This window comes from Streptomyces sp. NPDC088157, assembly GCF_044741545.1.
Classification (GTDB): domain Bacteria; phylum Actinomycetota; class Actinomycetes; order Streptomycetales; family Streptomycetaceae; genus Streptomyces.
The window spans coordinates 691,406-714,798 of the sequence record NZ_JBIUSU010000003.1; the positions used below are offsets into that span (position 1 = coordinate 691,406).

Below are 23,393 nucleotides of genomic sequence, written 5' to 3' on the forward strand. Positions count from 1 at the left end.
TGACGGCGGTAGCCGGTCACGGTCGGCGGTGACGGCGGTAGCCGGTCACGGTCAGCGGTGACGGCGGTAGCCGGTCACGGTCAGCGGTGACGGCGTCGGCCCGCGGTGGCCCTCCGGCGCCGCTCGCGGGCTCCACCGGGCCACCGCAGGCCCTCCGGCGCGGGGGGCCTCACCCCTGCTTCGGCGCCCTGGAGGGCCCGAGGCGGAGGGTGAAGGAGTGGCCGGACGGGTCGGCGTAGCCGCGCTCCTCGTGGGGGCCGGGAGCGCCCTTGGTCTCCAGGGGGCGGCCGCCCAGGCCCACGACCCGGCGTTCCACCTCGTCGAGGTCGTCGACGAGGAAGTCCAGGTGGGCCTGAAACGAGTTCTCGGGGCGGGGCCAGCTCGGCGGCGTCGCGTTCGCGTCACGCCGGAAGGCGAGACGGGTGCCTTCGGCGCCCCTGATCTCCACACGGTTGGCGGACGCGACGACCTCCTCGGCGTCCAGCAGCCCCTTGTAGAACTCGGCGAGCTTCTCGGGCTCGGCACAGTCGAGCACCACGACGCCCGCTTTCACCAATGTCATGTTGTCGTCTCCTCCGCGAGGTCCGGACCGGGGCGGGCGGGTCCCGCCCCCGAACCTTGCGGATACCCCGGTTTCAGTCGGCCACCAGCCACTCGCCGCCCCGCATCAGCTCCCGCCCCTCGATCTCGTCGGCCGCCCGCCAGGCCTGGATCCGGCCGGGGAGGACACGGAAGTACAGGTAGGGCGCGGCGAGTTCGCGCGGGTCGAAGCCGGTCTTGCCCGCGAAGATCTCGGCGTCCTCCTCCGGTAGTTCGACGGGCGGCACGGCCACGGCGGTGCCCTCGATCATCACGACGTCCTGGGTCGGGCCGACGGCGATGCGCGCGACGCCGGTGGCGAGCAGGTTGCGGCCCGTGGGGCTGGTGGCGGGGGTGGCGAAGAGCAGGGTCGCGCCGTCCCAGACGAAGGAGAGCGGCACCAGATAGGGGGCCGCACCGCCTTCGGCGGCGGTGGCGACCCATGCGTCGACGTCGTGTTCCAGCCGGTGAAGGGTGTCGATCCTGCGCTGCTTCGCGGGGCGTGCGGATGCCGGAGTCATGGTTTCAGTGTGGCCGCCGCCCCCTGATCCCCGCGAGCCGCGCCACGGGACACGCAGGGGCCGCGCGCAGGGGACGCGCCGCAGGACGGCGGGCACCACTGACAGCTGGACTTCCTGGACAGGTGCCCTGCTATGGTGGACACCTGTCCAAGAAGTTGAGGGAGACCATGGAGATCCTGGCGAACGTACTGGTCGGCCTGGTGGCCGTACTGCATCTCTACATCCTGGTGATGGAGATGTTCCTGTGGCAGAAGAAGCCGGGGATGTCGTTCCACGGTCTGGACGCGGAGATGGCGAAGCGGACCGCCGCGATGGCCGCCAACCAGGGGCTCTACAACGGCTTCCTCGCGGCCGGACTGGTGTGGGGGCTGATCGCGGCCGACCCGACCGGGTTCCGGGCGCAGCTGTTCTTCCTGTCCTGCGTGATCGTCGCGGGCGTGTACGGCGCGGTCACCGCGAACCGCCGGATCCTGGTCGCGCAGGCCCTGCCCGGCGCGCTCGCCCTGGCCGCCGTCCTCATCGCGCAGTGATCCGCGGCGAACCCGAGGACCCGCGCGCGGCCCGCACCCGGGCGAGGCTGCGTTCCGCGCTCCTGGAGGAGTGCGCCGAGCGGCCGTTGGAGGAGGTCGGCGTCGCCGCGCTGGTGCGGCGGGCCGGGGTCGGCCGGGCCACCTTCTACGTGCACTATCCCGATCTGGAGGCGCTCGCGGTCGACGCCTGCGCGGACGTCGTGCGCGAGGCCGTGGAGGCGCTGCACGCCTGGCAGGGACGGCCCGACCCGGTGCGGGCGCCGGCCGCGCTGGCGGAGTTCTTCGCCTCGCTGACGCCGCACGCCGCGTTGTACCGCGCGCTGCTGGCGCCGGGCGGCGGCGGACCGCTCGGCCGCGTACTGCACCGGGACCTGCGGGCCTACAGCCTGCGGGAACGGGAACGGGCGGGTGCGGCGGACGCGCCCCTGGTCGCCTCGGCCGTCGCCGCGACCTTCGCGGGGGTGCTGGCGGACTGGCTGCACGGCGACCTCGAAGGCACACCCGGCGAGATCGCCGACCAGGTGTGGCAGCTGCTGGTCGCGCTGCACGCGAGCCGCTGAGCCGCGTTCACATGCACGCCACCGCGTCCTTCGCCAGGGGCCATGCCTCGACGCCGTCGGAGGTGCGCACGTACGCCGTCGACCGGTCGTCCGTCAGCCACAGCCGCCGGTCGCCGTAGCGGTATCCGGTGTCGTGGGCGTCGGCGGGCATACGGGCGTCACCGTCGTACGGAGAGGTCAGCAGGTCCTCCTCGATCACACCGTCGGGGTCGCGGACGTACTGCCGGTACTCCTCGCCCCGGCCCGTCCCCAGGAAGTGCGCCGTCTGCCAGCCGCAGTGCTCGGCGCCGGGGTGACTGCTCAGTGTCGTGGTCGCGACCCGCGCGCCGTGCCCGTCGGTCCAGATCTCCTGCTCGCCGGAGTCGGTGACGCTCGCGGGGAGTTCGGCCGGGTCGCAGGAGGCTTCGGTCTCCGGGCCCCAGCCCGGCCGGTCCTTCTGGTCCCGGGCGACGACGATCGCGACCTTCGTCCGGCCGCCCACGTCGTACGAGTACAGCACCCGGTCCGGCTCCCGGCGCTCGACGCGGAAGCCGGAGCGCGGGCCGGCCGGCTCGAACACGTCGAAGTAGAGCCGCAGCCCGCCCTCCGGCGTGTCACCGCCGTCACGCTCGCTCCAGCCGTCCGGCCCGGCGCCCCAGGAGATCTCCCCGTCGCACTCCAGCGCCCGGCCCGCGGCGCCCGACGCGATGCGCAGGGCCTGCGGAGTGCTCTCGTCCAGCTCCTTGGTGGCGATGTCCAGCGGACCGCCGTACGGCGTCGCCGGGGGCGTGCCCTCGACGACGACATCCTTCTCGTCCTCGGCGCCGCACCCCACGGCCGCCAGTACCACCAGCAGTCCCGACGCCACGAACCGTCCTCGCATACCCGGCCCCCGTTCCTGTTCCTGTCCCCGTTCCCGCGGTCGCCCCTTCGCGCCCGCTCCTGTGACGCCGCGGTGATCCGGAACGTTCAGCGGGCCGTCTGGAACGTCCGTCGGTAGGCCTGCGGGGAGACCCCGATCGCCGCGTGCAGGTGCTGGCGCAGCGACGCGCCGGTGGCGAAGCCGACGCGGCCGGCGATCTGGTCGACGGAGAGGTCGCTGGCCTCCAGCAGGTGCCGGGCGTGCACGACGCGCTGCTGGATGAGCCAGCGGCCGGGGCTGAGGCCCACCTCGCCGTGGAAGCGGCGGGCAAAGGTGCGCGCGCTCATCCGGGCGTGTGCGGCGAGGTCGGCGAGGGCGAGGGGCGCGTCGAGGCGTTCCAGGGCCCAGGCCCGGGTGGCCGCCGTGCTCGCCGCGCCGGCCACGGGAACGGGCTGTTCGATGTACTGGGCCTGGCCGCCGTCGCGGAACGGCGGGACCACACAGCGGCGGGCCACCTTGTTGGCGAGTTCGCTGCCGTGGTCCTTGCGGACGAGGTGCAGGCAGATGTCGACACCGGAGGCGGCGCCCGCCGAGGTCAGCACGCGGCCGTCGTCGACGAAGAGGACGTCCGGGTCGAGGTCCACCTGGGGGTGCATGCGGCGGAACAGGTCGGCGACGTCCCAGTGGGTGGTGGCCCGGCGGCCGTCGAGGAGACCGGCGGCGGCCAGGACGAACGCGGCGGTGCAGATGGAGACGATGCGCGCGTCGGGGCGGATCCGGGCGAGCGCCTCGGCGACCCCGTCCGGCAGTTCGGCGGTGACCCGATCGGGTGCCACCGGAGCGATCACGACGGTGTCGGCCGTGGCCAGCACCTTCGGTCCGTGCTGCACGCCGATCGTGAAGTCGGCGTTGGTGTGCACCGGGCGGCCGTCGACCGTACAGGTCAGCGTCTCGTAGTGGCCGTCGGCCGCGCCGAGGATACGACTGGGGATGCCGAGTTCGAAGGGGTAGACGCCGTCGAGGGCGAGGACGACCACGCGGTGCTTGCGCTGCTCTGCCTGCATGGCACGATCTTATCGAAGGTTGGCAATCTTGCCATTTCCCGAAGAGGTGCGGCCCGGCAGGCTGGTTCGCATGAGCACTGTGAACACCATGCGCGTCATCGGCCAGGACGTCCTCGGCGGTCCCGAGGTCCTGAAGGAAGTGGAGGTGGAGCGGCCCGCGCCGCGTCCGAACGAGGTGCTGGTCCGGGTGCGCGCCGCCGGCGTCAACCCGACCGACTGGAAGCACCGCGCCACGGGCGGTTTCCTGGGCGAGCCGCCCTTCGTCCTGGGCTGGGACGTCTCCGGAACCGTGGAGGCGGTCGGCATCGGCGTCGCCGCCTTCCAGCCGGGTGACGAGGTCTTCGGCATGCTGCCGTACCCCTTCGGCCACGGCTCCCACGCCGAGTACGTCATCGCCCCAGTCCGCGCCCTGTGGCACAAGCCGGCCGGGATCGACCACGTCGGGGCGGGGGCGCTGCCGCTGGTCTCGCTGACCGCCTGGCAGGCCCTCGTGGAGACCGCCGGCCTGGCGGCCGGGCAGCGGGTCCTGATCCACGCGGCCGCGGGCGGCGTGGGTCATGTGGCCGTGCAGATCGCCAAGGCGCGCGGCGCGTACGTGATCGGCACGGCGAGCGCCGGCAAGCACGACTTCCTGCGGGAGCTCGGCGTCGACGAGGCGATCGACTACCGGGAGAGCGACTTCACCGAGGCCGTGAAGGACGTCGACGTGGTCCTGGACACGCTGGGCGGGGACACCTCCGTGCGGTCCCTGAGCGTGCTGCGGCCGGGCGGGATCGTGGTGTCGATCCTGCCGGTGGGGTCGGACGAGTTCGGCCGGAAGGCGCAGCGGCTCGGCGTCCGGGCGGTGCGGATGCTCGTGGACGCCGACCGGGCGGGAATGCGGGCGATCGCCGGGCTGGTCGAGGCGGGGAAACTGCGCCCCACGATCGCGGGGACGTTCCCTCTGGCCGATGCCGCCGAGGCGCACAGGCTCGGCGACACCGGCCGGACCACCGGAAAGCTGGTCCTGACGGTCGGCTGACCGTACGTCAGAAGGTGAGCACGGGCTTGATGGTCTTGCCCGCGGTCATGTCCCGCACCGCCTGGTCGATGTCCGCGAACGGATAGGTGCCGATCAGGCGGTCCAGCGGGAGCCGCCCCGCCTTGACCAGCTCGACCAGGGCCGGGATGAAGGTCTGCGTCTCGCTGTCGCCGAGGGTGAGTCCGACGACCCGCTTGCCGCCCAGCAGCCCGTTGACGTCCAGGGCCACCTCACTGCCGAAGGGCGGCGCGCCCACGACGACGAGGGTGCCGCGGGCGGCGAGCGCGTCGACGCCCTGGCGCAGGACGGCCGTGTTGCCCGTGGTCTCCACGACGCCGTCGGCCCCCTGCCCGCCGGTGATCTCCGCGACGGCCTCGCCCAGCGTGGCCTGGCCGGCGTCGACGGTGTGCGTGGCGCCCAGCTCCTTGGCCAGTTCGAGGCGTTCGGCGACCCGGTCGACGGCGATGATCGTGGTGGCCGGGGAGAGGGCGGCCGCCATGACCGCCGACAGACCGACGGCTCCCGCGCCGAGGACGACGATCGTGCTGCCGGTCGACGGCTTCAGCACGTTCCAGACGGCGCCGACACCGGTCTGGACGCCGCAGCCCAGCGGGGCGATCGACTCCAGGGGTACGTCGGGGTCGACCTTGACGAGGCTCCGCTCGTCCACCAGCGCCCGCTCGGCGAAGGAGGACTGGCCGAAGAAGTGGCCGCCGAGGGGCTCGCCGTCCCGGCTGAGGGTGCTGGTGCCGTCGGCGCGACGGCCGCCGATGAGGTTCATCGGGAGCCAGGTGGCGCAGTACGCCGGGTGACCGCCGTGGCAGTTGCGGCAGTCGCCGCAGGAGGTGAAGGACAGCACGACGTGGTCGCCGGGGGCCACGCCGGTGACGGCGGAGCCGACCGCCTCGACGACGCCCGCGCCCTCGTGGCCGAGGACTCCGGGCAGCGGGAAGGGCAGTCCGCCGCTCGCCACGCCGAGGTCGGTGTGGCACAGTCCGGCCGCCACCAGACGGACCACCGCCTCGTGCGGGGCGGGGTCGTCGAGGACGACCTCGGACAGGGTGAACGGGGCTCCGCCGGACTCGACGACGGCGGCGCGTGTGGTGATGGGCATCGCTGGAACTCCCTGTGTGGTACGGCGCGTTCAGTCGAGCGAGACGACGACGGACTTGACCTTGGTGTACGAGTGGAGCGCCTCGGGGCCGTACTCGCGGCCGAAACCGGAGTCCTTGACGCCGCCGAAGGGGACGGCCGGGTCGAGCATCGCCCAGTCGTTGACCCAGACGATGCCCGCCTGGAGGCGGTCGGCGACGCGGTGGGCGCGGGCCAGGTTGCCGGTCTGGACGCCCGAAGCCAGGCCGTACGGCGTGGAGTTGGCGAGCGCGACGGCTTCGTCCTCGTCGTCGAAGGGCTGGACGGTGAGGACCGGGCCGAAGATCTCCTCCTGGACGACGCGGGAGTCGTTGGCGAGGTCCGCGATCACGGTGGGCTTGTAGTAGTAGCCGCCGTCGAGGTCGAGGCGCTCGCCGCCGCAGACGATGCGGGCGCCCTCCTTGCGGGCCAGTTCGACGTACTCCTCGACCTTGCGCAGGTGCTTCTCCCCCGCCATCGGGCCGACGACGGTCTCCGGCAGCCGGGGGTCGCCGACCGGCACGCCGGGAACGGCGTCGGCGAGGATGTTCAGCAGGGTGCTGTAGACCGGGCGGGCCACCAGCAGACGCGGGCCGCCCATGCAGAACTGGCCGGTGTTGAAGACGAAGCCCTTGATGACCGCGCCGACGGCCTTCTCCAGGTCGGCGTCCTCGAAGACGATGTGCGCGGCATTGCCGCCGAGTTCCATGGTGACCGGCTTGAGGTTCTCGCCGGCGATGCTCGCGGCGTGCCGGCCGATCGCGGTGGAGCCGGTGAAGGCGATCTTGTCGACGCCGGGGTGCCGCAGCAGCGCCTCGCCGACGACCGGGCCCGCGCCGGTGACGACGTTGACCACGCCGTCGGGCACACCGGCCCGCTGGAACAGTCCCGCCATGTACAGGGCGCTGAGCGGGGTCTCGTCCGCGGGCTTGTGGACGACCGTGTTGCCGGCGGCGAGGGCCGGGGCGATCTTCGAGCCGGCCAGGATCAGCGGGAAGTTGAACGGGGTGATCGCGGCGACCACGCCGATCGGGCCGCGCCTGGTGTAGGCGAGGGCGTTCATCGGGGTGTCGCGGTTCGCGCCGTCCAGGGAGAAGGCAAGGGAGGCGAAGTACTCGTAGTCGTTGGCGGCGTTCGTGACGTCGACCGCGTGCGCCAGCGTGATCGGCTTGCCGACGTCCAGGCTTTCCAGCCGGGCGATCTCGTCGGCCTCCGCGCGGATCAGCTCCGCCACCCGGAGCAGGACGCGGCCGCGCTCCCGGCCGCTCAGCCCGGACCACTGTCCGGCGTCGAAGGCCGCACGCGCGGCCCGTACGGCGGCGTCCACGTCGGCGGCGCCCGCCTCCGAGACGGTGGTGACGACCGCGCCCCGGGACGGATCGACCACCTCGGTCCGCGCTCCGTCCACGGCCTCGCGCCACTGTCCCCCGATGAACAGCCGACCGGGGTCGATCTCGAAGGTGGTCATCACCACTCCTCAGCATCGTCGCCAAGATTTCAACAAACAGGATTCCTGTTGGTCCGCAGTCTCGTTACGGACAGGTTTCCTGTCAATGGTCTACGCTCGGACTCATGGCCGGCACCCAGACAACCAAGGCAGCTTCCGCTTCCCAGCCCCTCAAGGCGCCCCCGTCCCTGCTCTACATGGTGAAGCAGGTGGAGCTGGTCGTGCGATCCCACCTGGACGAGCTGGTCAAGCCGTCGGGGATCACGGCCCTCCAGTACACGGCGCTCACCGTGCTGGAGCGGCACGACGGCCTGTCGGCGGCCCAGCTGGCCCGGGACTCCTTCGTCACCGCCCAGTCCATCGCCGATCTGGTGCGCTCCCTGGAGACGCGCGGCCTCATCCGCCGGGAGCGCAATCCCCGCAACCGGCGCGAGCTGCTGATCCTGCTCACCGAGGAGGGGCGTGAGCTGCTCGACCGGCACGCCGGGCCGGTGCGGGAGCTGGAGGAGCGCATGATCCGGGAGCTCACCGCGCACCAGGCCGAGCAGTTGCGCACAGCCCTCGCCAAGGCGTGGCACGCGCTGTCCTGAGCGCCGGCGCACCCCTTCGCTCACGACGCGAAAAAACTCCGCCAGATTGGTTGAATTTCGAAGACATATGTCAATCGAACATGCTGGAATTCACTCCATCGGGGGTAGCTTTGCGGGGTGGGGAACTGCTGTCCGCTCCCCGCCCGTTGGAGGCTCCCGACCGGTGGAGCGGGTTGGAGGCGATGTCGTCGTGCTGGATCAACCCGCGGCGAACACCCCGCATCTGCGCGTCCGCGAGGACCGGGGGTACACCGTGCTTGAGTTCCACGGCGAGATCGACATCGTCGCGGCGACCGAGATCGCCCCGCACCTCGACCACGCGACGGGCGGTCCCGCACCCCGCATCGTGATCGACCTGACCCCGATCGAGTTCTTCGACTGCTCCGGCCTGCGCCTGCTGTACCGGGCGCGCGGCCGCGTCCTCGACCACGGTGGGCATCTGCACCTCGTCTGCACCCACCGGCTCACCCTGCGGATCCTGCGGGCCACCGGCCTGTACCGGCTGCTGCCGCCCGCCACGACGCTGGACGCGGCGCTGGAACAGCCCGAGGCCACCTCCGGCACCTTATGACGGCGCTCGAAGCGGTACCCGGCGCCCGTGTCTACCCACCACGCGCCGCGTCGAACAGGGCACTGACCGACTCACCGTTGTGAATACGGCGCACGGCCTCCGCGAGGGCCGGCGCGATCGACAGGATCCGCAGTTTGTCCGTGTGCTCCTCGGCGGGCACCGGCACGGTGTTGGTGCACACGATCTCCAGTACGTCGGGCTGCTCGCTGAGCCGCTTGAGGGCACCGGCCGCGAACAGGCCGTGCGTGCACGCCACCCGTATCGACCTCGGCTCCGACTCCCGCAACCGGTCCAGGAGTTCCAGGACGGTGCTGCCCTTGGCGATCTCGTCGTCGAGGACGATGACATCCCGCCCGGCGACCTCGCCGATCACCGCGCTGATGCTGACCCGGTCGTCGGCGTACCGCTGTTTGGCGCCCGCCGCCACCTGCGCGCCGATCATCCGCGCGAAGGCCGCGGCCTCCTTGGCGTTGCCGAGGTCGGGCGAGACCACGGTGGTGCGGCTGAGGTCGTAGCGGCGGAAGTGGGCGGCCAGCTCCCGGTGGGCGTGCAGGTGGTCCACGGGCATCGAGAAGAATCCGTGCACCTGGGGCGAGTGCAGGGTCATGGTGAGGACCCGGTGGACGCCGGCCGCCGCCATCAGGTCCGCGACCAGCCGTCCGCCCAGCGAGATGCGGGGCGCGTCCTTCTTGTCGGAGCGGGCGTAGGAGTAGTGCGGCATGACGACCGTGATCCGGCCCGCCGACGCCCCGCGGGCCGCGTCGCACATCAGCAGCAGCTCGACGAGGTGCTCCTGCACGGGCCGGACCAGGGGCTGGACCAGGAAGACGTCCCGCTCCCGGCAGTTGGCCTGGAGCTGGACCTCCAGACAGTCGTTGGCGAACCTGCTGACGCGGGTGGGGCTCAGGGGCACGCCGAGGTGGGTACAGACCTCGGCGGCCAGCTCGGGGTGGGCACTGCCGCTGAACACGGAGATGTCTCGCACGATCGGCTCCTCGCTGATCATGTCCGGGCGGAGCGGGGAATTCTCATGCTACGGACCGGGTCCGTCCTGCCCACCCTCAGGAGTGCGCGGGAGTCCCCCCGGGTCACTCCGAGTCACCCGGATCCACTCGGAGCCCAACGGACACGGGGGTGACCGGTGACCGCCTTCCGGTGGACCCCGGACCGCCCGAAGCGGCCAACCGGGTGGACGGGCGGAGCCGCACCGGCCGGGGAGAAGACGTCGTCGCCCCGGCCGGCCGGCCGACGACGGGGCAGGTCGGGGCCGTCACCGGGCGTTCCGGGGCGCTGTCCGGCCCGGTCGCCGAGGCGGCCGGGCGCCCGTGGCCGCACTGTCACAGGTTGTCAACGGTGCGGTCTGACAAGGGAATTGGCGGGCATCCGGACAGTAGGAAGGAGGGCCGTCCACATGACGACTTCTCTCAAGCCCGACAAGCCCACCACACGCCTCCCCCGGCGCATGCCCGGCTGGGCCAAGGTGCTCACCGCCGTCGTGGTCGTCCTCGTCGTGATGTTCGCCGGGATCCGGCTGAGCCTGCTGCCGGGACTGCGCGACTTCTTCGGCACCGAAACCCATGACCGCTCCGGCCCCGCACTGCTGGAGTCCATCCAGGACATGAGCCGCTACGACGCCGCCTCCGGCAACTTCCAGGTCGTCGTGGACCTGGAGAAGGACGCCAAGTACCTGCCCGATGCGATCCGCGGCACCCGCACCCTGTACGTCGGGGCGGGCACCGTGGACGCCTATGTCGACCTGGGCAAGGTCGGCGACAAGGACGTGACGGTCGACGACGACCGCACCTCGGCCACGCTCCGGCTGCCGCACGCCCTGCTCGGCACGCCGGCGCTCGACCCCGACCGCTCCTACGCCGTGTCCAAGCAGCGTGGTCTTTTCGACCGCCTCGGCGACCTCTTCTCGGACAACCCGGGCGGTGAGCAGGCCGTGCAGAAGCTGGCGGTCAAGCACATCTCCGAGGCGGCCAAGGAGAGCGAACTGACGGCGCGCGCCGAGACCAACACCACGGACATGCTCAAGGGGCTGCTGCACTCCCTCGGCTTCACGGAGGTGAAGGTCACGTACGGCACCTGACACCGCCGAGGGCGGACATAGCACGCACCGCATTCCTCCGCCTTTCGGGGGTAATCGCGCTACCACGCTGGGAAGTTGAAGACTGGAGGACCGGATGTCCCGTGCAGCCCTGCGTCCGCTCGCCGTGTTCCGTCCGCGGGCCGGCCGGACCGAGGAGCCCGCCCCGCCGAAGAACGGGGCCGGGAAGTCCGACCCGAAACCCCACTCGTCGAAGAAGACGGACCGTACCCAGCGCCGTCCGCTGCCGCTCCCGCTCCGGGCGCTGGCGATGCTGTTCGCCTTCGCGTTCATGGTGGCGTTCGCCGTCGTACTCGCCCGGCTCACCCTGGAGCCGTCGCCCGCCTCCGCGGCGCTGGTGCACTCCAACCTGCGTCCGGGCGACTCCCTGCGCGCCTACCTGGACCAGCCGGAACTGCGCGACGCGGTGAAGCAGATCGGCGGGAACGTGCTGCTCGGCGTACCCTTCGGCGTTCTGGTGCCGGTGGTCGCGCCCCGGGCGCGCGGGCTGCTGCGCGTGCTGCTGCTGACCGCGGGCGTCATGCTGCTGGTGGAGTTCGCCCAGGGCTCGCTGGTGACCGGACGCGCCTTCGACATCGACGACGTCATCCTCAACACCATGGGCGCCCTGATCGGGTATCTGCTCCTGGGACGCAGGGTGAGCCGCGCGGTGCACGCACGGCGTCAGCACGTGTGACGGGCGCGGGACAGGGAGCCGGACCGCCGTCAGCGCGGGGTCCAGGTGTACCTGTCCCCGCCCACCCAGCGCACCACGTCAGGGTCGTCGAGGTCGTGGACCGTGATGCCGAACGCGGCGGCTATCTCGAGGACGTCGGTGACCTCCCTCGCCTCACCGACCACTTCGGAGTCGATTTCCACGATGCGGAACGGCGCCGGGCCCGGCTGCACCCCGAGCACCATGATCCGTGGGTGGGAGATACGGAGGCTCGCGATTTCGGTCATGACATAGAGGGTAGAGCGGAACCTCTCAGGACGAATCATCGTATCTCGCACCTCCCACGAGAGGAGCCCGGACCGTCCCGTCCGTGGTGCGGTCCGCTCGCGGGTGGGGAACTCTGGAGCCAGGAGGTGGCGATGGATCCCGTCGAGGCACTGGACCGGATCGCCTTCCTGCTGGAGCGGTCCCTGGCACCGACCTACCGGGTACGCGCCTTCCGTACCGCGGCCCGGGTGCTGGCCCCGCTGCCCGCGGCGGAGGTCGAGGAGCGGGCGGCCGCCGGGACGCTGGAGTCCCTGAAGGGCGTGGGTCCCAAGACCGCCCAGGTGGTGCGGGAGGCGCTCGCCGGGCAGGTGCCGTCCTACCTGGAGAAGCTGGAGGGCGAGGCCGGCCGGCCGCTCACGGACGGCGCGGGGGCCGGGCTGCGGGCGCTCCTTCGCGGAGACTGCCATGTCCACTCCGACTGGTCCGACGGCGGCAGTCCCATCGAGGAGATGGGCCGGGCGGCCGCCGCGCTCGGCCACGAGTGGAGCGTGCTGACCGACCACTCACCGCGCCTGACGGTGGCCCGCGGACTCTCGCCCGAGCGGCTGCGCCGGCAGCTGGAGGTGGTCGAGGAGCTCAACGCGGCCTGGGCGCCGTTCCGGCTGCTGACCGGCATCGAGTGCGACATCCTCGACGACGGGTCGCTGGACCAGGAGCCGGAGCTGCTGGAACGGCTCGACGTGGTGGTCGTCTCCGTGCACTCCAAGCTGCGCATGGAGTCCCGGGCGATGACGCGCCGCATGGTGAACGCGGTCCGCGATCCGCACGCCGACATCCTCGGCCACTGCACCGGGCGGCTGGTGACCGGGAGGGGGCGGCCGGAGTCGGAGTTCGACGCGGACGAGGTGTTCGCCGCGTGCGCCGAATCCGGTACGGCCGTCGAGATCAACAGCCGACCCGAACGGCTCGACCCCCCGCGCCGGCTGCTGCGCCGGGCCCTGGAGGCCGGCACGCTCTTCTCCGTCGACACCGACGCGCACGCGCCCGGCCAGCTGGACTGGCAGATCCTGGGCTGCGCGCGGGCAGAGGAGTGCGGGGTACCGACGGAACGGATCGTGACCGCCTGGCCGCTGGCGGACCTGCTGGCCTGGACGCGAGAAGGGCGGGTACCCACGGGCGTGCCAGGTGCCTGAGGTGGTACTCGGGGGACTCGAGAGAAAGGACCCGTGATGACACGCGCCGCCGTGTTCGACGTCGACGGCACCCTGGTCGACACCAACCACCTGCACGTCACCACCTGGTGGGAGGCCTTCCGGCAGGCGGGCCACCGGGTACCGATGCACGCCGTGCACCGGGCGGTCGGACTCGGCTCCGACGACCTCGTCGCCCACCTGCTCGGCGACGACCGGGACAAGGACGAGGACGCCGGGCTGAGCGCCGCCCACAAGGCCCTCTACGCACAGTACTTCGACCGGCTGCCCGCGCTGCGGGACGCCGGATCGTTGCTGCGCAGGCTGCACGACGAGGGCTGGACCGTCGTGCTCGCCACCTCCGCGAGCGGGGCCGAGCTGTCCGCCCTCCGGCGCGCCATCGACGCCGACGACGTCATCGCCTCGACGGCGAGCGCGGACGACGTCGAGCAGGGCAAGCCCGCCCCGGAGCCGGTGGAACACGCGCTGGAACTGGTCGGGGCGCCCGCCGAGCGGGCCGTGTTCGTCGGGGACACCGTGTGGGACATGCGGGCCGGCCGTCGGGCCGGGGTGCGCTGCGTGGGCGTCCTGTGCGGCGGCATCCCCCGCGCCGACCTGCTGGAGGCGGGCGCGGAAGCCGTCTACGCGGACCCCGCCGAGCTCCTGGCCTCCCTGTCGGGCAGCCCGTTGGCCTGAGGGGCACGGCGGCCGGCGGGAAGACATTCCCCGTAGTCCGGGCGCAGGTGGGCACCCGCAGCGGATGACGTGGGTGAAGGCCGTACACCGCACGACGCGTGCCCTGGGCAGGGCCACGCGGCGCGAGGCGACGAAGGAAACCGACGACCGGCCCGCACGACGGGACGCCATCCTGCCCGACCGGCCCACCGGTCGGGCGACAGGCACCGGCGACCCGCCCGCGGAACGGGCCGCCGAGGCAACCGGGCAGGAAGCGGGCACCGGCCGTCGTCCGGCCGTCGAACGGGCCGCCGACGCAGCCCGGCACGAAGCACCCACCGGCCATCCGGCCCCCGAACCGGCCACCGGCCCTGCCGAGCAGGAAGCGGGCACCGGCCGTCGTCCGGCCGTCGAACGGGCTACCGCCACTGCCCGGCACGAAGCACCCACCGGCCATCCGGCCACCGAACCGGCCACCGACCCTGCCGAGCAGGAAGCGGGCACCGGCCGTCGTCCGGCCGTCGCGCGGGCGGCCGCCGCGGTCGTCCGGGCCGTCCGGGCTCTCCGGGGGGATGTGGGCGGTGCCGGGCAGGCGGTGCGGGCGGCCTGGCGGGGGCCGGGGCGCGAGCGGGATCTGGCGGTGCAGTCGCTCAAGGCGGCCGGTGCCGCGCTGCTGGCCTGGGTCGTCGCGAAGAACCTGCTGGGCGATCCGATGGCGCTGATGGCGCCCTGGGTGGCGTTGGTGCTGGTGCAGGCCACCGTGTTCGGGTCGCTGCGGCAGGCCGGGCAGCAGTGCACGGCGATCTGTGCGGGCACCCTGTGCGCCTCGGCGGCGCAGGCGGTCACCGGCGACCCGCTGGGCGCGCTCGCGCTGTCCGTGCCGCCGCTGATGCTGCTCGCCAACTGGCCCCGTTTCGGCGACCAGGGGATCTACGCGGCCACCACGGCCGTCTTCACGCTCGCCTCGGGCACTGTCTCGGCGTCGGCGGTGGGTCACCGGGTGGGGCAGGCACTGCTGGGCGCGGTGATCGGGATCGCCGTCAACGCGCTCGTGCTGCCGCCGGTTCATCTGCGGGACGTGCGCGAGAACCTGACGGCGCTCGCGCGGGAGGTCGGCGAGGTGCTGAACGCGGTCGCCGCCGGGCTGCGGGACGGGGAGTGGGACGCGGTGACCGCCGCCGAATGGTCCCGCGCGGCCGCCCGGCTCGAACGGCGGCGCGACGGGCTGCGCTCGGCACGGGACTGGAGTCGCGAGAGCCTGCGCCTGACGGCAGGACCGCTGCGCGGACTGCGCCGGGGCCCGTTCGACGCGCCGCCGGAGACGGAGGACGCCCGCTGGAGCCGCACGACCGAACATGTCGTGGCCCTCACCCGCGCCCTCGCCGTCGCGGCGGACGGCGATCGGACGGCCGGCCCGCCGGAAGCCGCGACCCTGCGGGCCTACGCCCGGCTGCTGGAGCTCATCGGCGAGGCCTGCCAGGCCGCCGCGGCGGACGACCGGCCGCCGAAGCCGGACTCCCGACGCGAGGCGGAGATGGAGGAGCTGCGCGGCCGTCTGCAGGACAGTCTGCGCGACCACGCCGGGGACGGTTCGGCCCACACGGCGGTGCTGGGAACCCTGTTGTTGCAGGTGGAGAACCTGTGGGCGGAGCTCATACCGACCCCTCGGGACGGGTGACGCACATCACCGCGGGCGGAGGCGGGCCCGGGAACACCCATAGGAAGTTCTCCGTTGAACCACTCGTGGGTGTGGATGGGACAGTGTCCCCGGGCCTCACCTTCTGCTCACAGGGACGATCGTTCGGCTGAAGCCCTGTGAAGCGTTCCGCCGAGAGGCGACCGCCATCCGCGCCCACACTCAGTCCGCCCCGACCGTGATTCCCCCGTCCGGTCGGGGCTTCCCCATGTTCCGAGGACCCCTTGTTCCGAGGGTCTCCACGGTCCGCCCCCACGGCTGCGCCACACCGTTCGAGCGCTTGACTTCGAGAGCACTCCAATCCGTAGCGTGCCGGTCATGAGCGACACCGCACAGCACAAGATCGGCTCGGGCTTCGGCGCCACGAGCACCGCCGACGAGGTCCTGCGGGGCATCGACCTGACCGGGAAGCTGGCCGTCGTCACCGGCGGATACTCCGGCCTCGGACTGGAGACCACCCGTGCGCTGGCCCGGGCAGGCGCCCAGGTCGTCGTGCCCGCGCGCCGCCCGGACACCGCCCGCGAGAACCTCGCCGGCCTCGGCGGCGTCGAGACGGACGACCTCGACCTCGGCGACCTGGAGAGCGTCCGCGCCTTCGCCGACCGGTTCCTCGCCTCCGGCCGCGACATCGACCTCGTCATCGACAGCGCCGGGATCATGGCCTGCCCGGAGACCCGCGTCGGCCCCGGCTGGGAGGCTCAGTTCGCCACGAACCACCTCGGCCACTTCGCCCTCGTCAACCGGCTCTGGCCGGCGATCGAGCCCGGCGGCGCCCGGATCGTCTCCGTCTCCTCACGCGGCCACCACTTCTCGGGGATCCGCTGGGACGACGTCCACTGGAGCGACGGCTACGACAAGTGGGAGGCGTACGGCCAGGCCAAGACCGCGAACGTGCTGTTCGCCGTCCACCTCGACAGGCTGGCCCGGGACCGGGGCGTCCGCGCCTTCTCCCTCCACCCCGGCGGCATCATCACCCCCCTCCAGCGGCATCTGCCGAAGCAGGAGATGGTGGACCGCGGCTGGATCGACGAGGACGGGCACGTGCTCGACCCCGAGGGCTTCAAGACCCCGGAGCAGGGCGCGGCCACCCAGGTGTGGGCGGCGACCTCGCCGCAGCTGGCCGGCCTGGGCGGCGTCTACCTCGAGGACTGCGACATCGCCGAGCCCGCCCCGGCGGACGGCGAGCGGGTGGGCGTCAAGGACTGGGCGACGGACCCGGAGCAGGCGGCACGGCTGTGGGAACTGTCCGCCGAACTGACGGGAGTGAACGCGTTCCCGGTGCACGGCTAGTCACCGCTGGTCCGGGTCATGCCCCCACCGCGAACTTCCGCAGGTCCGAGGTGAGCCGGTCGGCGTGGGTGGCGAACAGACCGTGACCCGCGTTCTCGTACACCTCGAGGGTGGCCCGCGGGGCCAGGGCGGCGGCGCGCCTGCCGGTCAGCTCGAGGGGCGCGGAGGTGTCATGGGTACCGTGCACGACGAGCACGGGCAGCTCCAGCGCAGCCAGTTCGGGGGCGACGTCGAGTGCGGCGATCAGCTCACCGATGGCGACGCCGGCCCGTGCCGTCGAGCCGTGACAGCGCCGGATCATGGTCTCGACGTACGCCTCGGAGAGCTCGTTGCCCGGCCGGTCCAGGGCGAAGAAGGCGGGTGCGCCGTCGGCGAAGAACGCGGAACGGTCGCGGCGGAAGGCCTCGACGCCGGCCAGCAGCAGTTCCGGGTCGGCACCTCCGGGATGGTTCGCCGACCGGGCGGGGCCGGGCGTCATGCCCGCGACGAGCGCCACCCGGGCCACGCGGTCGGTGCCGTGCCGGGTCAGACAGCGGACCATCTCGGCGGTGCCGACCGAGTGCCCCACGAGGGTCACCTCCCGCAGGTCGAGGTGGTCGAGGAGGCCCTGGACGTCGTCGGCGAGGCTGTCCAGGTCGAAGCCGCCCCACACGTCGTCGGAGCGCCCGTGGCCGCGCCGGTCGAAGCCCACGCAGCGGTGGCCCTCCCGCGCCAGCGGCAGCATCTGGTACTCCCACATCTCGGCCCCGAAGTACAGGCTGTTCACGAAGACGAGCACGGGTCCGTCGGCCGGGCCGTGGTCGACATGGTGCAGCCGGGCGCCGTCGACGGGGCTCGTGAAGTACGGCATGGGACGTCCTCCTGGACTCCTCGGATGCGATGAGCGGGTACGTCGCCCATGCTTCCGGGCCGGTCGGCGGGCGTCGATTACCTCCGGGGTCATGCCGCGTGCGCCGCTTGCGGCCGGGTACTCGGACGGTCCTTCCCGCGGTCCGCCGAAAGGAGCCCAAGGTGAGCAGCGCAACGGGCAGCAAGGTCGTCGTCACGGGCGCCACCGGCAACGTCGGCACGAGTGTGGTGCGTCTGCTGTCGGAGGATCCGGACGTCGCCTCGGTGCGGGGTCTGGCCCGGCGGATCCCGGACTGGTCGCCGCCGAAGACCGAGTGGACCGCCGTCGACCTGGCCTCCGGGCGGGCCGATCTCGCCGACGCGTTCGCCGGCGCGGACGCGGTGGTTCATCTGGCCTGGGCGTTCCAGCCCACGCACGATCCGGCGGCGACCTGGCGTACGAACGTCCTGGGCAGCATCCGGGTCTTCGAGGCGGTGGCCGCCGCGCACGTGCCCGTCCTGGTGCACGCGTCCTCCGTGGGCGCGTACTCGCCGGGACCGAAGGATCACGCGGTGGACGAGTCATGGCCCACGCACGGCTGGCCGGACGCCGCCTACTGCCGGGAGAAGGCCTATCTGGAACGGACCCTGGACACCTTCGAGCGCGACCACCCGGAGACCCGGGTGGTGCGGATGCGGCCGGCGTTCCTGTTCAAGCGGGAGTCGGCGAGCGAGCAGCGGCGCATCTTCGGCGGCAGGTTCCTGCCCGGCCCGATCGCCCGCCCCGAACTGCTGCCCTTCCTGCCGGACGTACCGGGACTGCGCGTACAGGCGCTGCACACCGACGACGCGGCCGAGGCCTACCGGCTCGCCCTGCGCTCCGACGTGCGCGGCCCCTTCAACCTGGCCGCCGAGCCCACCGTGGACGCGGAGCTGCTCGGCGAGATGTTCGGCGCCCGCCCGGTACGCCTGCCCCGGACGGCGGCCCGCTCGGCGATCGCCGCGGCCTGGGGCCTGCACCTCCTCCCGGCCTCACCGCACCTCTTCGACGCGGTCCTCAGGCTCCCCCTGATGGACTGCGCCCGCGCCCGCGTCGAGCTGGGCTGGCATCCGCGGCACACGGCGACTGAGGTGCTGGAGGAGTTCCTGCTGGGTCTCCGGGGCGGGGAAGGCGAGGCCACCGAGCCGCTGCGCGGACGCAAGGTGGGCTGAGCGTCCCGAGGACGCTCAACCGCCGACCGGCCGGTCGCCGTCACTCCACTCGTCCGACCGGCCGGTCGCCGTCACTCCACTCGTCCGACCGGCCGGTCGCCGTCACCCGGACAGGCCGCCGACAGCCCTCGCCGGTTCGCCGGTCGGTCGGACGGTCACCGAGTCACCGACGGCCCCCAGTCGGCCGGACGGCCCGCCGACGGCCCTCGCCGAGTCACCGACGGCCCCCAATCGGCCGGTCGCCGTCAGCCGGACGGCCTCGACCCGCAGCCGCAGCCGCAGCCGACGGCAGAGTACGGGCAGTCGGTAGTACAGGCAGACGGACCGAACGACGCGGTCGACGGTCTTTCGGCGGTCTCGGTGCGGGGGCGCAGCCGCTCGGCGTGCGCCGACTCGGCGGCGCTTCCCGGCCGGTGCGGCCGGTGCCGGTGCGCTGACGGTGGATCGGCCAGGAGCGGATCTCATCTCCGGTCGGCCGTACCCATGGCGGATCTCATCTCCGGTCGGCCGTACCCATGGGGACTGCTCAGGCGGACGGCTCGTCGGGCACGGGGTCGTCGGACTGACCGCTGTCCGCGTGGGGCGCGCCCTGCCGGCCGGTACCCGACTCATCGGTGTCGGGGACGTCCGGAGCTTCATTCGAAGCCTCGTCGGGCTGCTCGGAGTCACCGATGTCCCAGGGGTCCTCGCCCTCGCCGGCCTGCTGGTCCGGCAGGTCGCGCGGGATCGGCGCGCCGCTCTCGCCGGGCCCTGTGGAGCGCTGTACGGCCACGACGTCCTCCCTTCGCCGTCGCACCGCGCCGGACGCGGGCGACATCTCCGGGCGTCGCTCGCCCGGGCGAGAGGGCGAGTACCTCTTCGGTGATCAGCGAAACCTGAACGGACGACCGGGTGTAGGCAGCCGTGCCCCGGGCGAGGCACTCGGCGCCGAGCGTGGCCCCGGCCTGGGAGCAGGGACTCGGCGCGGGGGCCCGGTGCGGGGCGGGGTGGGTCAGCGGGGGGCTCGGCGCGGGGGCCCGGTGCGGGGCGGGGTGGGTCAGCGGGGGGCTCGGTCTTCCAGGACCGTTCGCCAGGCGGGGGCCGGGCCGGCGGGGGCGGGCTCGGGGCGTCGGCCGCCGCGGGCGAAGAAGTCGGCGAGCGGGAGGATGGCAGCGCCGACGGTGACCGCGTCGGGGCCGAGCCGTCCCAGCTCGACGGTGACCTTCTGAGCGGGGTGACGCAACGCGTACGCGGTGGCGTGGCGGCGTACGGAGGGCAGGAAGCGGGTGCCGAGCTGAAGTCCGGCCCAGCCGCCGATGAGGATGCGCTCGGGCTGGAAGAGGTTGATCAGGTCCGAGAGGCCGGCGCCCAGGTACTCGGAGGTCTCCTCCAGCACCTCGAGCGCCACGGGGTCGGCGGCTCCCCCTCCCTCCGGCGGGTAGGCGGCGCTCAGCATCGCCGTCAGCGCCGTCTCCTCGTCCACGTCCTCCGGCGGGCGTCCCCCCTGCTCGCGCCAGCGTTCCAGCAGCGCCTCGGCGCCCGCGTACGCCTCCAGACATCCGAGGGCGCCGCAGCGGCAGCGGCGGCCGCGCACCCGTACGGTCAGGTGTCCCCATTCGACGGCCCGGCCGTGCTCCACCTCGGGAGTGACGAGGCAGGCGCCGACGCCCGAGCCGAAGAGGACGACGACCGCGTTGCGCGCGCCGCGTCCACCGCCGAACCACATCTCGGCCTGACCGAGGGTCTTGGCGCCGTTGTCGATGAAGTACGGGACCGACTCGGGGAGGGTGGAGCCCTCACGGAGGAGCGCCTCCAGCGGGACGGCGTCCCAGCCGATCGTCTGACCGTGCACGACGGCGCCCTGTTCGGGGGTGTGCTCGATGATGCCGGGGACGCCGATACCGACCCCGAGCAGCTGTTCGGGGCCGATGCCGGCGGCGTCCAGCACCTCGGCGACGCCGTCCCGGATGTGCCCGACGATCCCGTCGACCTCGTACCGTCGCTGCTCCAACGGCCGTTCCACCCGCGCGAGTTCGGTGAGGGTGAGGTCGAACAGCTCGATCCGCACCCGGGTCTCACCGACATCCACGCCGATCATGTGACCGCTGGCGGGGACCACCCGCAGCAGGATGCGGGGACGGCCGCCGTCGGAGTCGACGCTGCCGGCCTCCTCCACCAGTCCGTCGGCGACCAGATCGGCGACGACATTGCTGACCGAGCCGGAGCTCAGGCCGGTGGCCGGACCGAGCTCGAAGCGGCTGAGGGGTCCGTCGAAGTAGAGCCGTTGCAGTACGGCCGTACGGTTGGCCCGTCTGAGGTCGCGTACCGTGCGCCCGTTCCGCCCCGTCATGTCGCTCCCCTTCGCACCCTGCCCGACCTGCAACATACCCTTGCGGGGGGTTGGCCCGCGACATTCCTCCAACCCTTAGTTCACGATGTGAGCTAAGAGACGCCCGCGGCCTCGATCTCGTTCAGCGCCCCGAGGAGCTCCGGGGCGACCGTCTCGCTGAGCCAGCGGTCGTGATCCGGACCGGACGCCCGGGGGACCGTCTCGGTGAGCATGATCAGGTAGAGGTAGGCGCGGTACAGGGCGAGACGCAGCCGGGCGGAGGCGTCGAACTCGGCATCGCCCCCGGCCGCGCGATAACCCGCCAGGAACGGTTCGTCGTTCCTGATGTCGCTCAGCAGCGCCAGTGAGACGAAGTCCGCGAGGGGGTCGCCCCAGAACATGCGCTCGCCGTCGATGAGGCCACCGATCCGGGCCCTTCCGTCGGCGCGGTCGACGAGGATGTTGCCCGGCCACAGGTCGAAGTGCACGAGTGTCGCGACGGTGACCTCGTCGAGGGCGTCGTACGCGGCCCGGGCGACGGCGGCCACCTCGTCGGCGGGGCGGGGCAGTGCGGCGCCGTAGCGGCGGGCATCGGCGAGGACGGCGTCGAACATCCCCGTGAACGCGGTGCGCCAGTCGGTGGCGAGGGGGCCGAGCGCGCCCGAAGGGTAGCCGAAGCCCGGCCCGGTCACCCGGTGCAGACGGGCGACCCACTCCCCCAGATCCCTGCGCAGTCCGGCCCGTTCGGCGGCTCCGAGCGAGCCGTCCCAGGGGTCGCCCGGGCACACCGTCATCAGCAGCCACCGCCCGTCGAGGGCCACGACCCGCGGCGCCGGCACCTCGGCCTCGGCCGCCCCGCGACAGAACTCCGCCTCCGCGAACAGCAGTCGGCTCTCGTGGCTCAGTCCCGGCGCGGTGGGCGCGACCTTCAGTACGTAGTGGCCGCCGTCCGCGAGACGAAGCTCCTCGACGGTGTTGTACGTGCCGCCGCCGAGCGGACTCACCCGGGCCAGCCGGTCGGGCGGGATGCCCGCCGTCCCCAGTACGTGCCGCGCCCGTTCCCAGGAGTCCGTCACCCCGCCCGCCCCTTCCTCTTCCTCCCGGTCAGCCCGCCGCGTTCACGTCCTCGGCGTGGCGGCCGTCCCCGATCGCTCCGTTCCGCCCCGCTTCGGCGCTCCTGTCGTCGGCGTGCGGGTCCCGGTACAGCGTACGGAACGCCTCCCGGACGCGGGCGCCGTCCGTGAGCCGTCGCGGCACACGTGGCCCCGGGCTCCGCCGGCGTCCTGTCGCCGCTCGCCGGGGGCGCCGGGACGGCCCGCGCCGCCCGCGAGACCGGCCGCACCCGGGGGCGGCGTCACCTGTTGCCTGCGGCGCCTGGCCACGCGGGCGGGCGCGGCCGACCGGGGGAACTGTTCGCCCGCGCGGACGGGGCGTCGACGGGTCGCCTCCCCCGTCGCCGACGACGGCACCGCCCGCCGGGAGGCTGGTGGTGCACGCGTGTCCGCCGGGCCCGGGGACGCGTCAGGACGCGCGCGGCGACCACCGCGGGTCTCGGCCGAGGAAGGCCAGCAGCGTCGCCGCCGGATCGTGGCCGTTCGGGGTCTCCCGCGCCGGGGCGAAGACTCCGAACGCATCGCGGAGATGGTCCACGAGGTGCTCCGCCGTCGGCCGGATCCCTTCGGCCGTCGCTGCCGGGAGGGGACGGTCCTGGCCGGTGGCCACGGCGATGTCCCAGGCGTGTACGGCCGCGTCCATCGCGGCGGCGCCGACGGCGAGGGGGAGGGGCAGCGGGCCCAGCGGCGTCGGCACCTGCTCGGTGTCCGCGGGCAGCCGGGCGTACGCCCCGGCCACGGCGTCGAGCACCTTGGCCAGCTCGGCCGTCGGGTCGCCGTCGAACGCGTCGGCCGGGTGGAACGGGTCGCTGTCGGGCTGCCCGCCGGTGAGGGCGAGGCCGTAGCCCTGCTGGTCGATACGGGCGTGGTTGAGCACCTGCCGTGCCGTCCATGCGTCGCACGGCGTCGCCACGCCCCACTGCTCGTCGCCGACCGCCGCGACCACCTCGCGCAGATAGTCGTGTGCCCGCAGGAGGACCTCGGTCTCCCGCACCCCGGCCCTGTCCGCCCCGACCGCCTCGCCCGTCATGAGTTCCCCCTCCGGTTCACGCGCCCGGTGTCCTTCCCGGCCGGTGAGGACAATCTAGGGTCGCTTGCGGACAGATACGGTCCGCAACGCGGCCGATCGGCGCACCCGCCCGTCCGTCGCGTGCCGCGAGGTACGGAAGAAACGTTCGAGGCGACGGGGGACGGG

26 protein-coding genes are annotated in these 23,393 nt (G+C 73.0%); 12 read left to right on the top strand and 14 right to left on the bottom strand.

The annotated features are described in order from the left end of the window. Window positions 1-169: 169 nt before the first annotated feature. Together ACIPFH_RS14245 and ACIPFH_RS14250 are read right to left on the bottom strand one after the other, a co-directional pair. A complete protein-coding gene (locus tag ACIPFH_RS14245; protein WP_401826187.1) occupies window positions 170-562 on the bottom strand; it encodes a VOC family protein in 393 nt (130 codons plus the stop codon). A 73-nt stretch (window positions 563-635) separates the two neighbouring features. Then, window positions 636-1,100, bottom strand: a complete 465-nt coding sequence (locus ACIPFH_RS14250; protein WP_401826190.1) for a pyridoxamine 5'-phosphate oxidase family protein — start codon at window positions 1,098-1,100, stop codon at window positions 636-638. A 167-nt stretch (window positions 1,101-1,267) separates the two neighbouring features. Between ACIPFH_RS14250 and ACIPFH_RS14255 the strand changes: the two genes are divergently transcribed. Both ACIPFH_RS14255 and ACIPFH_RS14260 read left to right on the top strand, forming a co-directional pair. After that, a complete protein-coding gene (locus ACIPFH_RS14255; RefSeq protein ID WP_401826192.1) occupies window positions 1,268-1,630 on the top strand; it encodes a DUF1304 domain-containing protein in 363 nt (120 codons plus the stop codon). Beyond that, window positions 1,627-2,190, top strand: coding sequence for a TetR/AcrR family transcriptional regulator (locus ACIPFH_RS14260; protein ID WP_401826194.1), 564 nt, complete (start codon window positions 1,627-1,629; stop codon window positions 2,188-2,190). The genes ACIPFH_RS14255 and ACIPFH_RS14260 overlap by 4 nt, the downstream gene beginning before the upstream one ends. A 7-nt stretch (window positions 2,191-2,197) precedes the next feature. Here the strand turns inward: ACIPFH_RS14260 and ACIPFH_RS14265 are convergent, their stop codons facing one another. Together ACIPFH_RS14265 and ACIPFH_RS14270 are read right to left on the bottom strand one after the other, a co-directional pair. Continuing rightward, window positions 2,198-3,052: a hypothetical protein gene (locus tag ACIPFH_RS14265; protein WP_401826196.1), complete on the bottom strand. Its 855-nt coding sequence runs from the start codon at window positions 3,050-3,052 to the stop codon at window positions 2,198-2,200. Between the two features lie 86 nt (window positions 3,053-3,138). After that, window positions 3,139-4,095: a GlxA family transcriptional regulator gene (locus ACIPFH_RS14270; protein WP_401826199.1), complete on the bottom strand. Its 957-nt coding sequence runs from the start codon at window positions 4,093-4,095 to the stop codon at window positions 3,139-3,141. A gap of 70 nt (window positions 4,096-4,165) precedes the next feature. On the opposite strand from ACIPFH_RS14270, the gene ACIPFH_RS14275 reads away from it, so the two are divergent. Further along, the gene (locus ACIPFH_RS14275; protein WP_401826201.1) at window positions 4,166-5,116 is read left to right on the top strand and encodes an NADP-dependent oxidoreductase; all 951 of its coding nucleotides are present in this window, start codon (window positions 4,166-4,168) and stop codon (window positions 5,114-5,116) included. Between the two features lie 7 nt (window positions 5,117-5,123). On the opposite strand, the gene ACIPFH_RS14280 is transcribed toward ACIPFH_RS14275, so the two are convergent. Beyond that, a complete protein-coding gene (locus ACIPFH_RS14280) occupies window positions 5,124-6,230 on the bottom strand; it encodes an NAD(P)-dependent alcohol dehydrogenase (protein WP_401826204.1) in 1,107 nt (368 codons plus the stop codon). 30 nt (window positions 6,231-6,260) lie between these two features. Next, a complete protein-coding gene (locus ACIPFH_RS14285; RefSeq protein WP_356259043.1) occupies window positions 6,261-7,715 on the bottom strand; it encodes an aldehyde dehydrogenase family protein in 1,455 nt (484 codons plus the stop codon). Between the two features lie 104 nt (window positions 7,716-7,819). On the opposite strand from ACIPFH_RS14285, the gene ACIPFH_RS14290 reads away from it, so the two are divergent. Beyond that, on the top strand, window positions 7,820-8,284 hold the full coding sequence (locus ACIPFH_RS14290; protein WP_356259040.1) for a MarR family transcriptional regulator: 465 nt from the start codon (window positions 7,820-7,822) through the stop codon (window positions 8,282-8,284). Window positions 8,285-8,474: 190 nt separating this feature from the next. Beyond that, a complete protein-coding gene (locus ACIPFH_RS14295) occupies window positions 8,475-8,855 on the top strand; it encodes an anti-sigma factor antagonist (protein WP_401826207.1) in 381 nt (126 codons plus the stop codon). Between the two features lie 31 nt (window positions 8,856-8,886). Here the strand turns inward: ACIPFH_RS14295 and ACIPFH_RS14300 are convergent, their stop codons facing one another. After that, complete coding sequence (locus ACIPFH_RS14300) at window positions 8,887-9,840, bottom strand: ribose-phosphate diphosphokinase (protein WP_401826209.1); 954 nt, start codon at window positions 9,838-9,840, stop codon at window positions 8,887-8,889. A 426-nt stretch (window positions 9,841-10,266) separates the two neighbouring features. Here ACIPFH_RS14300 and ACIPFH_RS14305 point away from each other — a divergent pair, with 426 nt between their 5' ends. Both ACIPFH_RS14305 and ACIPFH_RS14310 read left to right on the top strand, forming a co-directional pair. Further along, window positions 10,267-10,947 (top strand): DUF4230 domain-containing protein, encoded by a 681-nt coding sequence (locus tag ACIPFH_RS14305; RefSeq protein WP_356259031.1) that lies wholly within the window; start codon window positions 10,267-10,269, stop codon window positions 10,945-10,947. Between the two features lie 94 nt (window positions 10,948-11,041). After that, a complete protein-coding gene (locus tag ACIPFH_RS14310; protein WP_401826211.1) occupies window positions 11,042-11,641 on the top strand; it encodes a VanZ family protein in 600 nt (199 codons plus the stop codon). 29 nt (window positions 11,642-11,670) lie between these two features. Here ACIPFH_RS14310 and ACIPFH_RS14315 read toward each other — a convergent pair whose 3' ends face one another. Beyond that, on the bottom strand, window positions 11,671-11,907 hold the full coding sequence (locus ACIPFH_RS14315; RefSeq protein WP_356259025.1) for a hypothetical protein: 237 nt from the start codon (window positions 11,905-11,907) through the stop codon (window positions 11,671-11,673). Between the two features lie 132 nt (window positions 11,908-12,039). Between ACIPFH_RS14315 and ACIPFH_RS14320 the strand changes: the two genes are divergently transcribed. From ACIPFH_RS14320 to ACIPFH_RS14335, 4 genes are all read left to right on the top strand, one after another. Continuing rightward, window positions 12,040-13,080 (top strand): PHP domain-containing protein, encoded by a 1,041-nt coding sequence (locus tag ACIPFH_RS14320; RefSeq protein ID WP_401826214.1) that lies wholly within the window; start codon window positions 12,040-12,042, stop codon window positions 13,078-13,080. Window positions 13,081-13,116: 36 nt separating this feature from the next. Continuing rightward, window positions 13,117-13,773: an HAD family hydrolase gene (locus ACIPFH_RS14325; protein WP_401826218.1), complete on the top strand. Its 657-nt coding sequence runs from the start codon at window positions 13,117-13,119 to the stop codon at window positions 13,771-13,773. Between the two features lie 553 nt (window positions 13,774-14,326). Continuing rightward, window positions 14,327-15,430 carry an aromatic acid exporter family protein gene (locus ACIPFH_RS14330; RefSeq protein WP_401826879.1) on the top strand — a complete coding sequence of 368 codons (1,104 nt, stop codon included), beginning with the start codon at window positions 14,327-14,329 and terminating at the stop codon, window positions 15,428-15,430. A 336-nt stretch (window positions 15,431-15,766) separates the two neighbouring features. Next, window positions 15,767-16,738, top strand: a complete 972-nt coding sequence (locus ACIPFH_RS14335) for an SDR family NAD(P)-dependent oxidoreductase (RefSeq protein ID WP_401826219.1) — start codon at window positions 15,767-15,769, stop codon at window positions 16,736-16,738. 16 nt (window positions 16,739-16,754) lie between these two features. Here ACIPFH_RS14335 and ACIPFH_RS14340 read toward each other — a convergent pair whose 3' ends face one another. Then, the gene (locus tag ACIPFH_RS14340; RefSeq protein ID WP_401826220.1) at window positions 16,755-17,588 is read right to left on the bottom strand and encodes an alpha/beta fold hydrolase; all 834 of its coding nucleotides are present in this window, start codon (window positions 17,586-17,588) and stop codon (window positions 16,755-16,757) included. A gap of 161 nt (window positions 17,589-17,749) precedes the next feature. On the opposite strand from ACIPFH_RS14340, the gene ACIPFH_RS14345 reads away from it, so the two are divergent. Next, entirely contained in the window at window positions 17,750-18,778 is a 1,029-nt protein-coding gene (locus ACIPFH_RS14345; protein WP_401826222.1) for an SDR family oxidoreductase, read from the top strand. A gap of 526 nt (window positions 18,779-19,304) precedes the next feature. Here the strand turns inward: ACIPFH_RS14345 and ACIPFH_RS14350 are convergent. From ACIPFH_RS14350 to ACIPFH_RS14370, 5 genes are all read right to left on the bottom strand, one after another. Further along, window positions 19,305-19,550: a hypothetical protein gene (locus tag ACIPFH_RS14350; protein ID WP_401826224.1), complete on the bottom strand. Its 246-nt coding sequence runs from the start codon at window positions 19,548-19,550 to the stop codon at window positions 19,305-19,307. A gap of 264 nt (window positions 19,551-19,814) precedes the next feature. Then, entirely contained in the window at window positions 19,815-21,107 is a 1,293-nt protein-coding gene (locus ACIPFH_RS14355) for an ROK family protein (RefSeq protein WP_401826227.1), read from the bottom strand. 92 nt (window positions 21,108-21,199) lie between these two features. Continuing rightward, window positions 21,200-22,162 carry a phosphotransferase family protein gene (locus tag ACIPFH_RS14360; protein ID WP_401826230.1) on the bottom strand — a complete coding sequence of 321 codons (963 nt, stop codon included), beginning with the start codon at window positions 22,160-22,162 and terminating at the stop codon, window positions 21,200-21,202. Between the two features lie 28 nt (window positions 22,163-22,190). Continuing rightward, window positions 22,191-22,343, bottom strand: a complete 153-nt coding sequence (locus tag ACIPFH_RS14365) for a hypothetical protein (RefSeq protein ID WP_401826233.1) — start codon at window positions 22,341-22,343, stop codon at window positions 22,191-22,193. Between the two features lie 264 nt (window positions 22,344-22,607). Beyond that, window positions 22,608-23,228 carry a TIGR03086 family metal-binding protein gene (locus ACIPFH_RS14370; RefSeq protein WP_401826234.1) on the bottom strand — a complete coding sequence of 207 codons (621 nt, stop codon included), beginning with the start codon at window positions 23,226-23,228 and terminating at the stop codon, window positions 22,608-22,610. Window positions 23,229-23,393: the final 165 nt, after the last annotated feature.

What these genes read in the sequence shown, in the direction of transcription:
- ACIPFH_RS14270 (WP_401826199.1), bottom strand. Translation starts at nt 4,095, where the DNA reads ATGCAGGCAGAGCAGCGCAAGCACCGCGTGGTCGTCCTCGCCCTCGAC.
- ACIPFH_RS14310 (WP_401826211.1), top strand. Translation starts at nt 11,042, where the DNA reads ATGTCCCGTGCAGCCCTGCGTCCGCTCGCCGTGTTCCGTCCGCGGGCC.
- ACIPFH_RS14250 (WP_401826190.1), bottom strand. Translation starts at nt 1,100, where the DNA reads ATGACTCCGGCATCCGCACGCCCCGCGAAGCAGCGCAGGATCGACACC.
- ACIPFH_RS14370 (WP_401826234.1), bottom strand. Translation starts at nt 23,228, where the DNA reads ATGACGGGCGAGGCGGTCGGGGCGGACAGGGCCGGGGTGCGGGAGACC.
- ACIPFH_RS14290 (WP_356259040.1), top strand. Translation starts at nt 7,820, where the DNA reads ATGGCCGGCACCCAGACAACCAAGGCAGCTTCCGCTTCCCAGCCCCTC.
- ACIPFH_RS14305 (WP_356259031.1), top strand. Translation starts at nt 10,267, where the DNA reads ATGACGACTTCTCTCAAGCCCGACAAGCCCACCACACGCCTCCCCCGG.
- ACIPFH_RS14255 (WP_401826192.1), top strand. Translation starts at nt 1,268, where the DNA reads ATGGAGATCCTGGCGAACGTACTGGTCGGCCTGGTGGCCGTACTGCAT.
- ACIPFH_RS14285 (WP_356259043.1), bottom strand. Translation starts at nt 7,715, where the DNA reads ATGACCACCTTCGAGATCGACCCCGGTCGGCTGTTCATCGGGGGACAG.
- ACIPFH_RS14340 (WP_401826220.1), bottom strand. Translation starts at nt 17,588, where the DNA reads ATGCCGTACTTCACGAGCCCCGTCGACGGCGCCCGGCTGCACCATGTC.
- ACIPFH_RS14275 (WP_401826201.1), top strand. Translation starts at nt 4,166, where the DNA reads ATGAGCACTGTGAACACCATGCGCGTCATCGGCCAGGACGTCCTCGGC.
- ACIPFH_RS14245 (WP_401826187.1), bottom strand. Translation starts at nt 562, where the DNA reads ATGACATTGGTGAAAGCGGGCGTCGTGGTGCTCGACTGTGCCGAGCCC.
- ACIPFH_RS14320 (WP_401826214.1), top strand. Translation starts at nt 12,040, where the DNA reads ATGGATCCCGTCGAGGCACTGGACCGGATCGCCTTCCTGCTGGAGCGG.
- ACIPFH_RS14265 (WP_401826196.1), bottom strand. Translation starts at nt 3,052, where the DNA reads ATGCGAGGACGGTTCGTGGCGTCGGGACTGCTGGTGGTACTGGCGGCC.
- ACIPFH_RS14280 (WP_401826204.1), bottom strand. Translation starts at nt 6,230, where the DNA reads ATGCCCATCACCACACGCGCCGCCGTCGTCGAGTCCGGCGGAGCCCCG.
- ACIPFH_RS14355 (WP_401826227.1), bottom strand. Translation starts at nt 21,107, where the DNA reads ATGACGGGGCGGAACGGGCGCACGGTACGCGACCTCAGACGGGCCAAC.
- ACIPFH_RS14315 (WP_356259025.1), bottom strand. Translation starts at nt 11,907, where the DNA reads ATGACCGAAATCGCGAGCCTCCGTATCTCCCACCCACGGATCATGGTG.
- ACIPFH_RS14325 (WP_401826218.1), top strand. Translation starts at nt 13,117, where the DNA reads ATGACACGCGCCGCCGTGTTCGACGTCGACGGCACCCTGGTCGACACC.
- ACIPFH_RS14335 (WP_401826219.1), top strand. Translation starts at nt 15,767, where the DNA reads ATGAGCGACACCGCACAGCACAAGATCGGCTCGGGCTTCGGCGCCACG.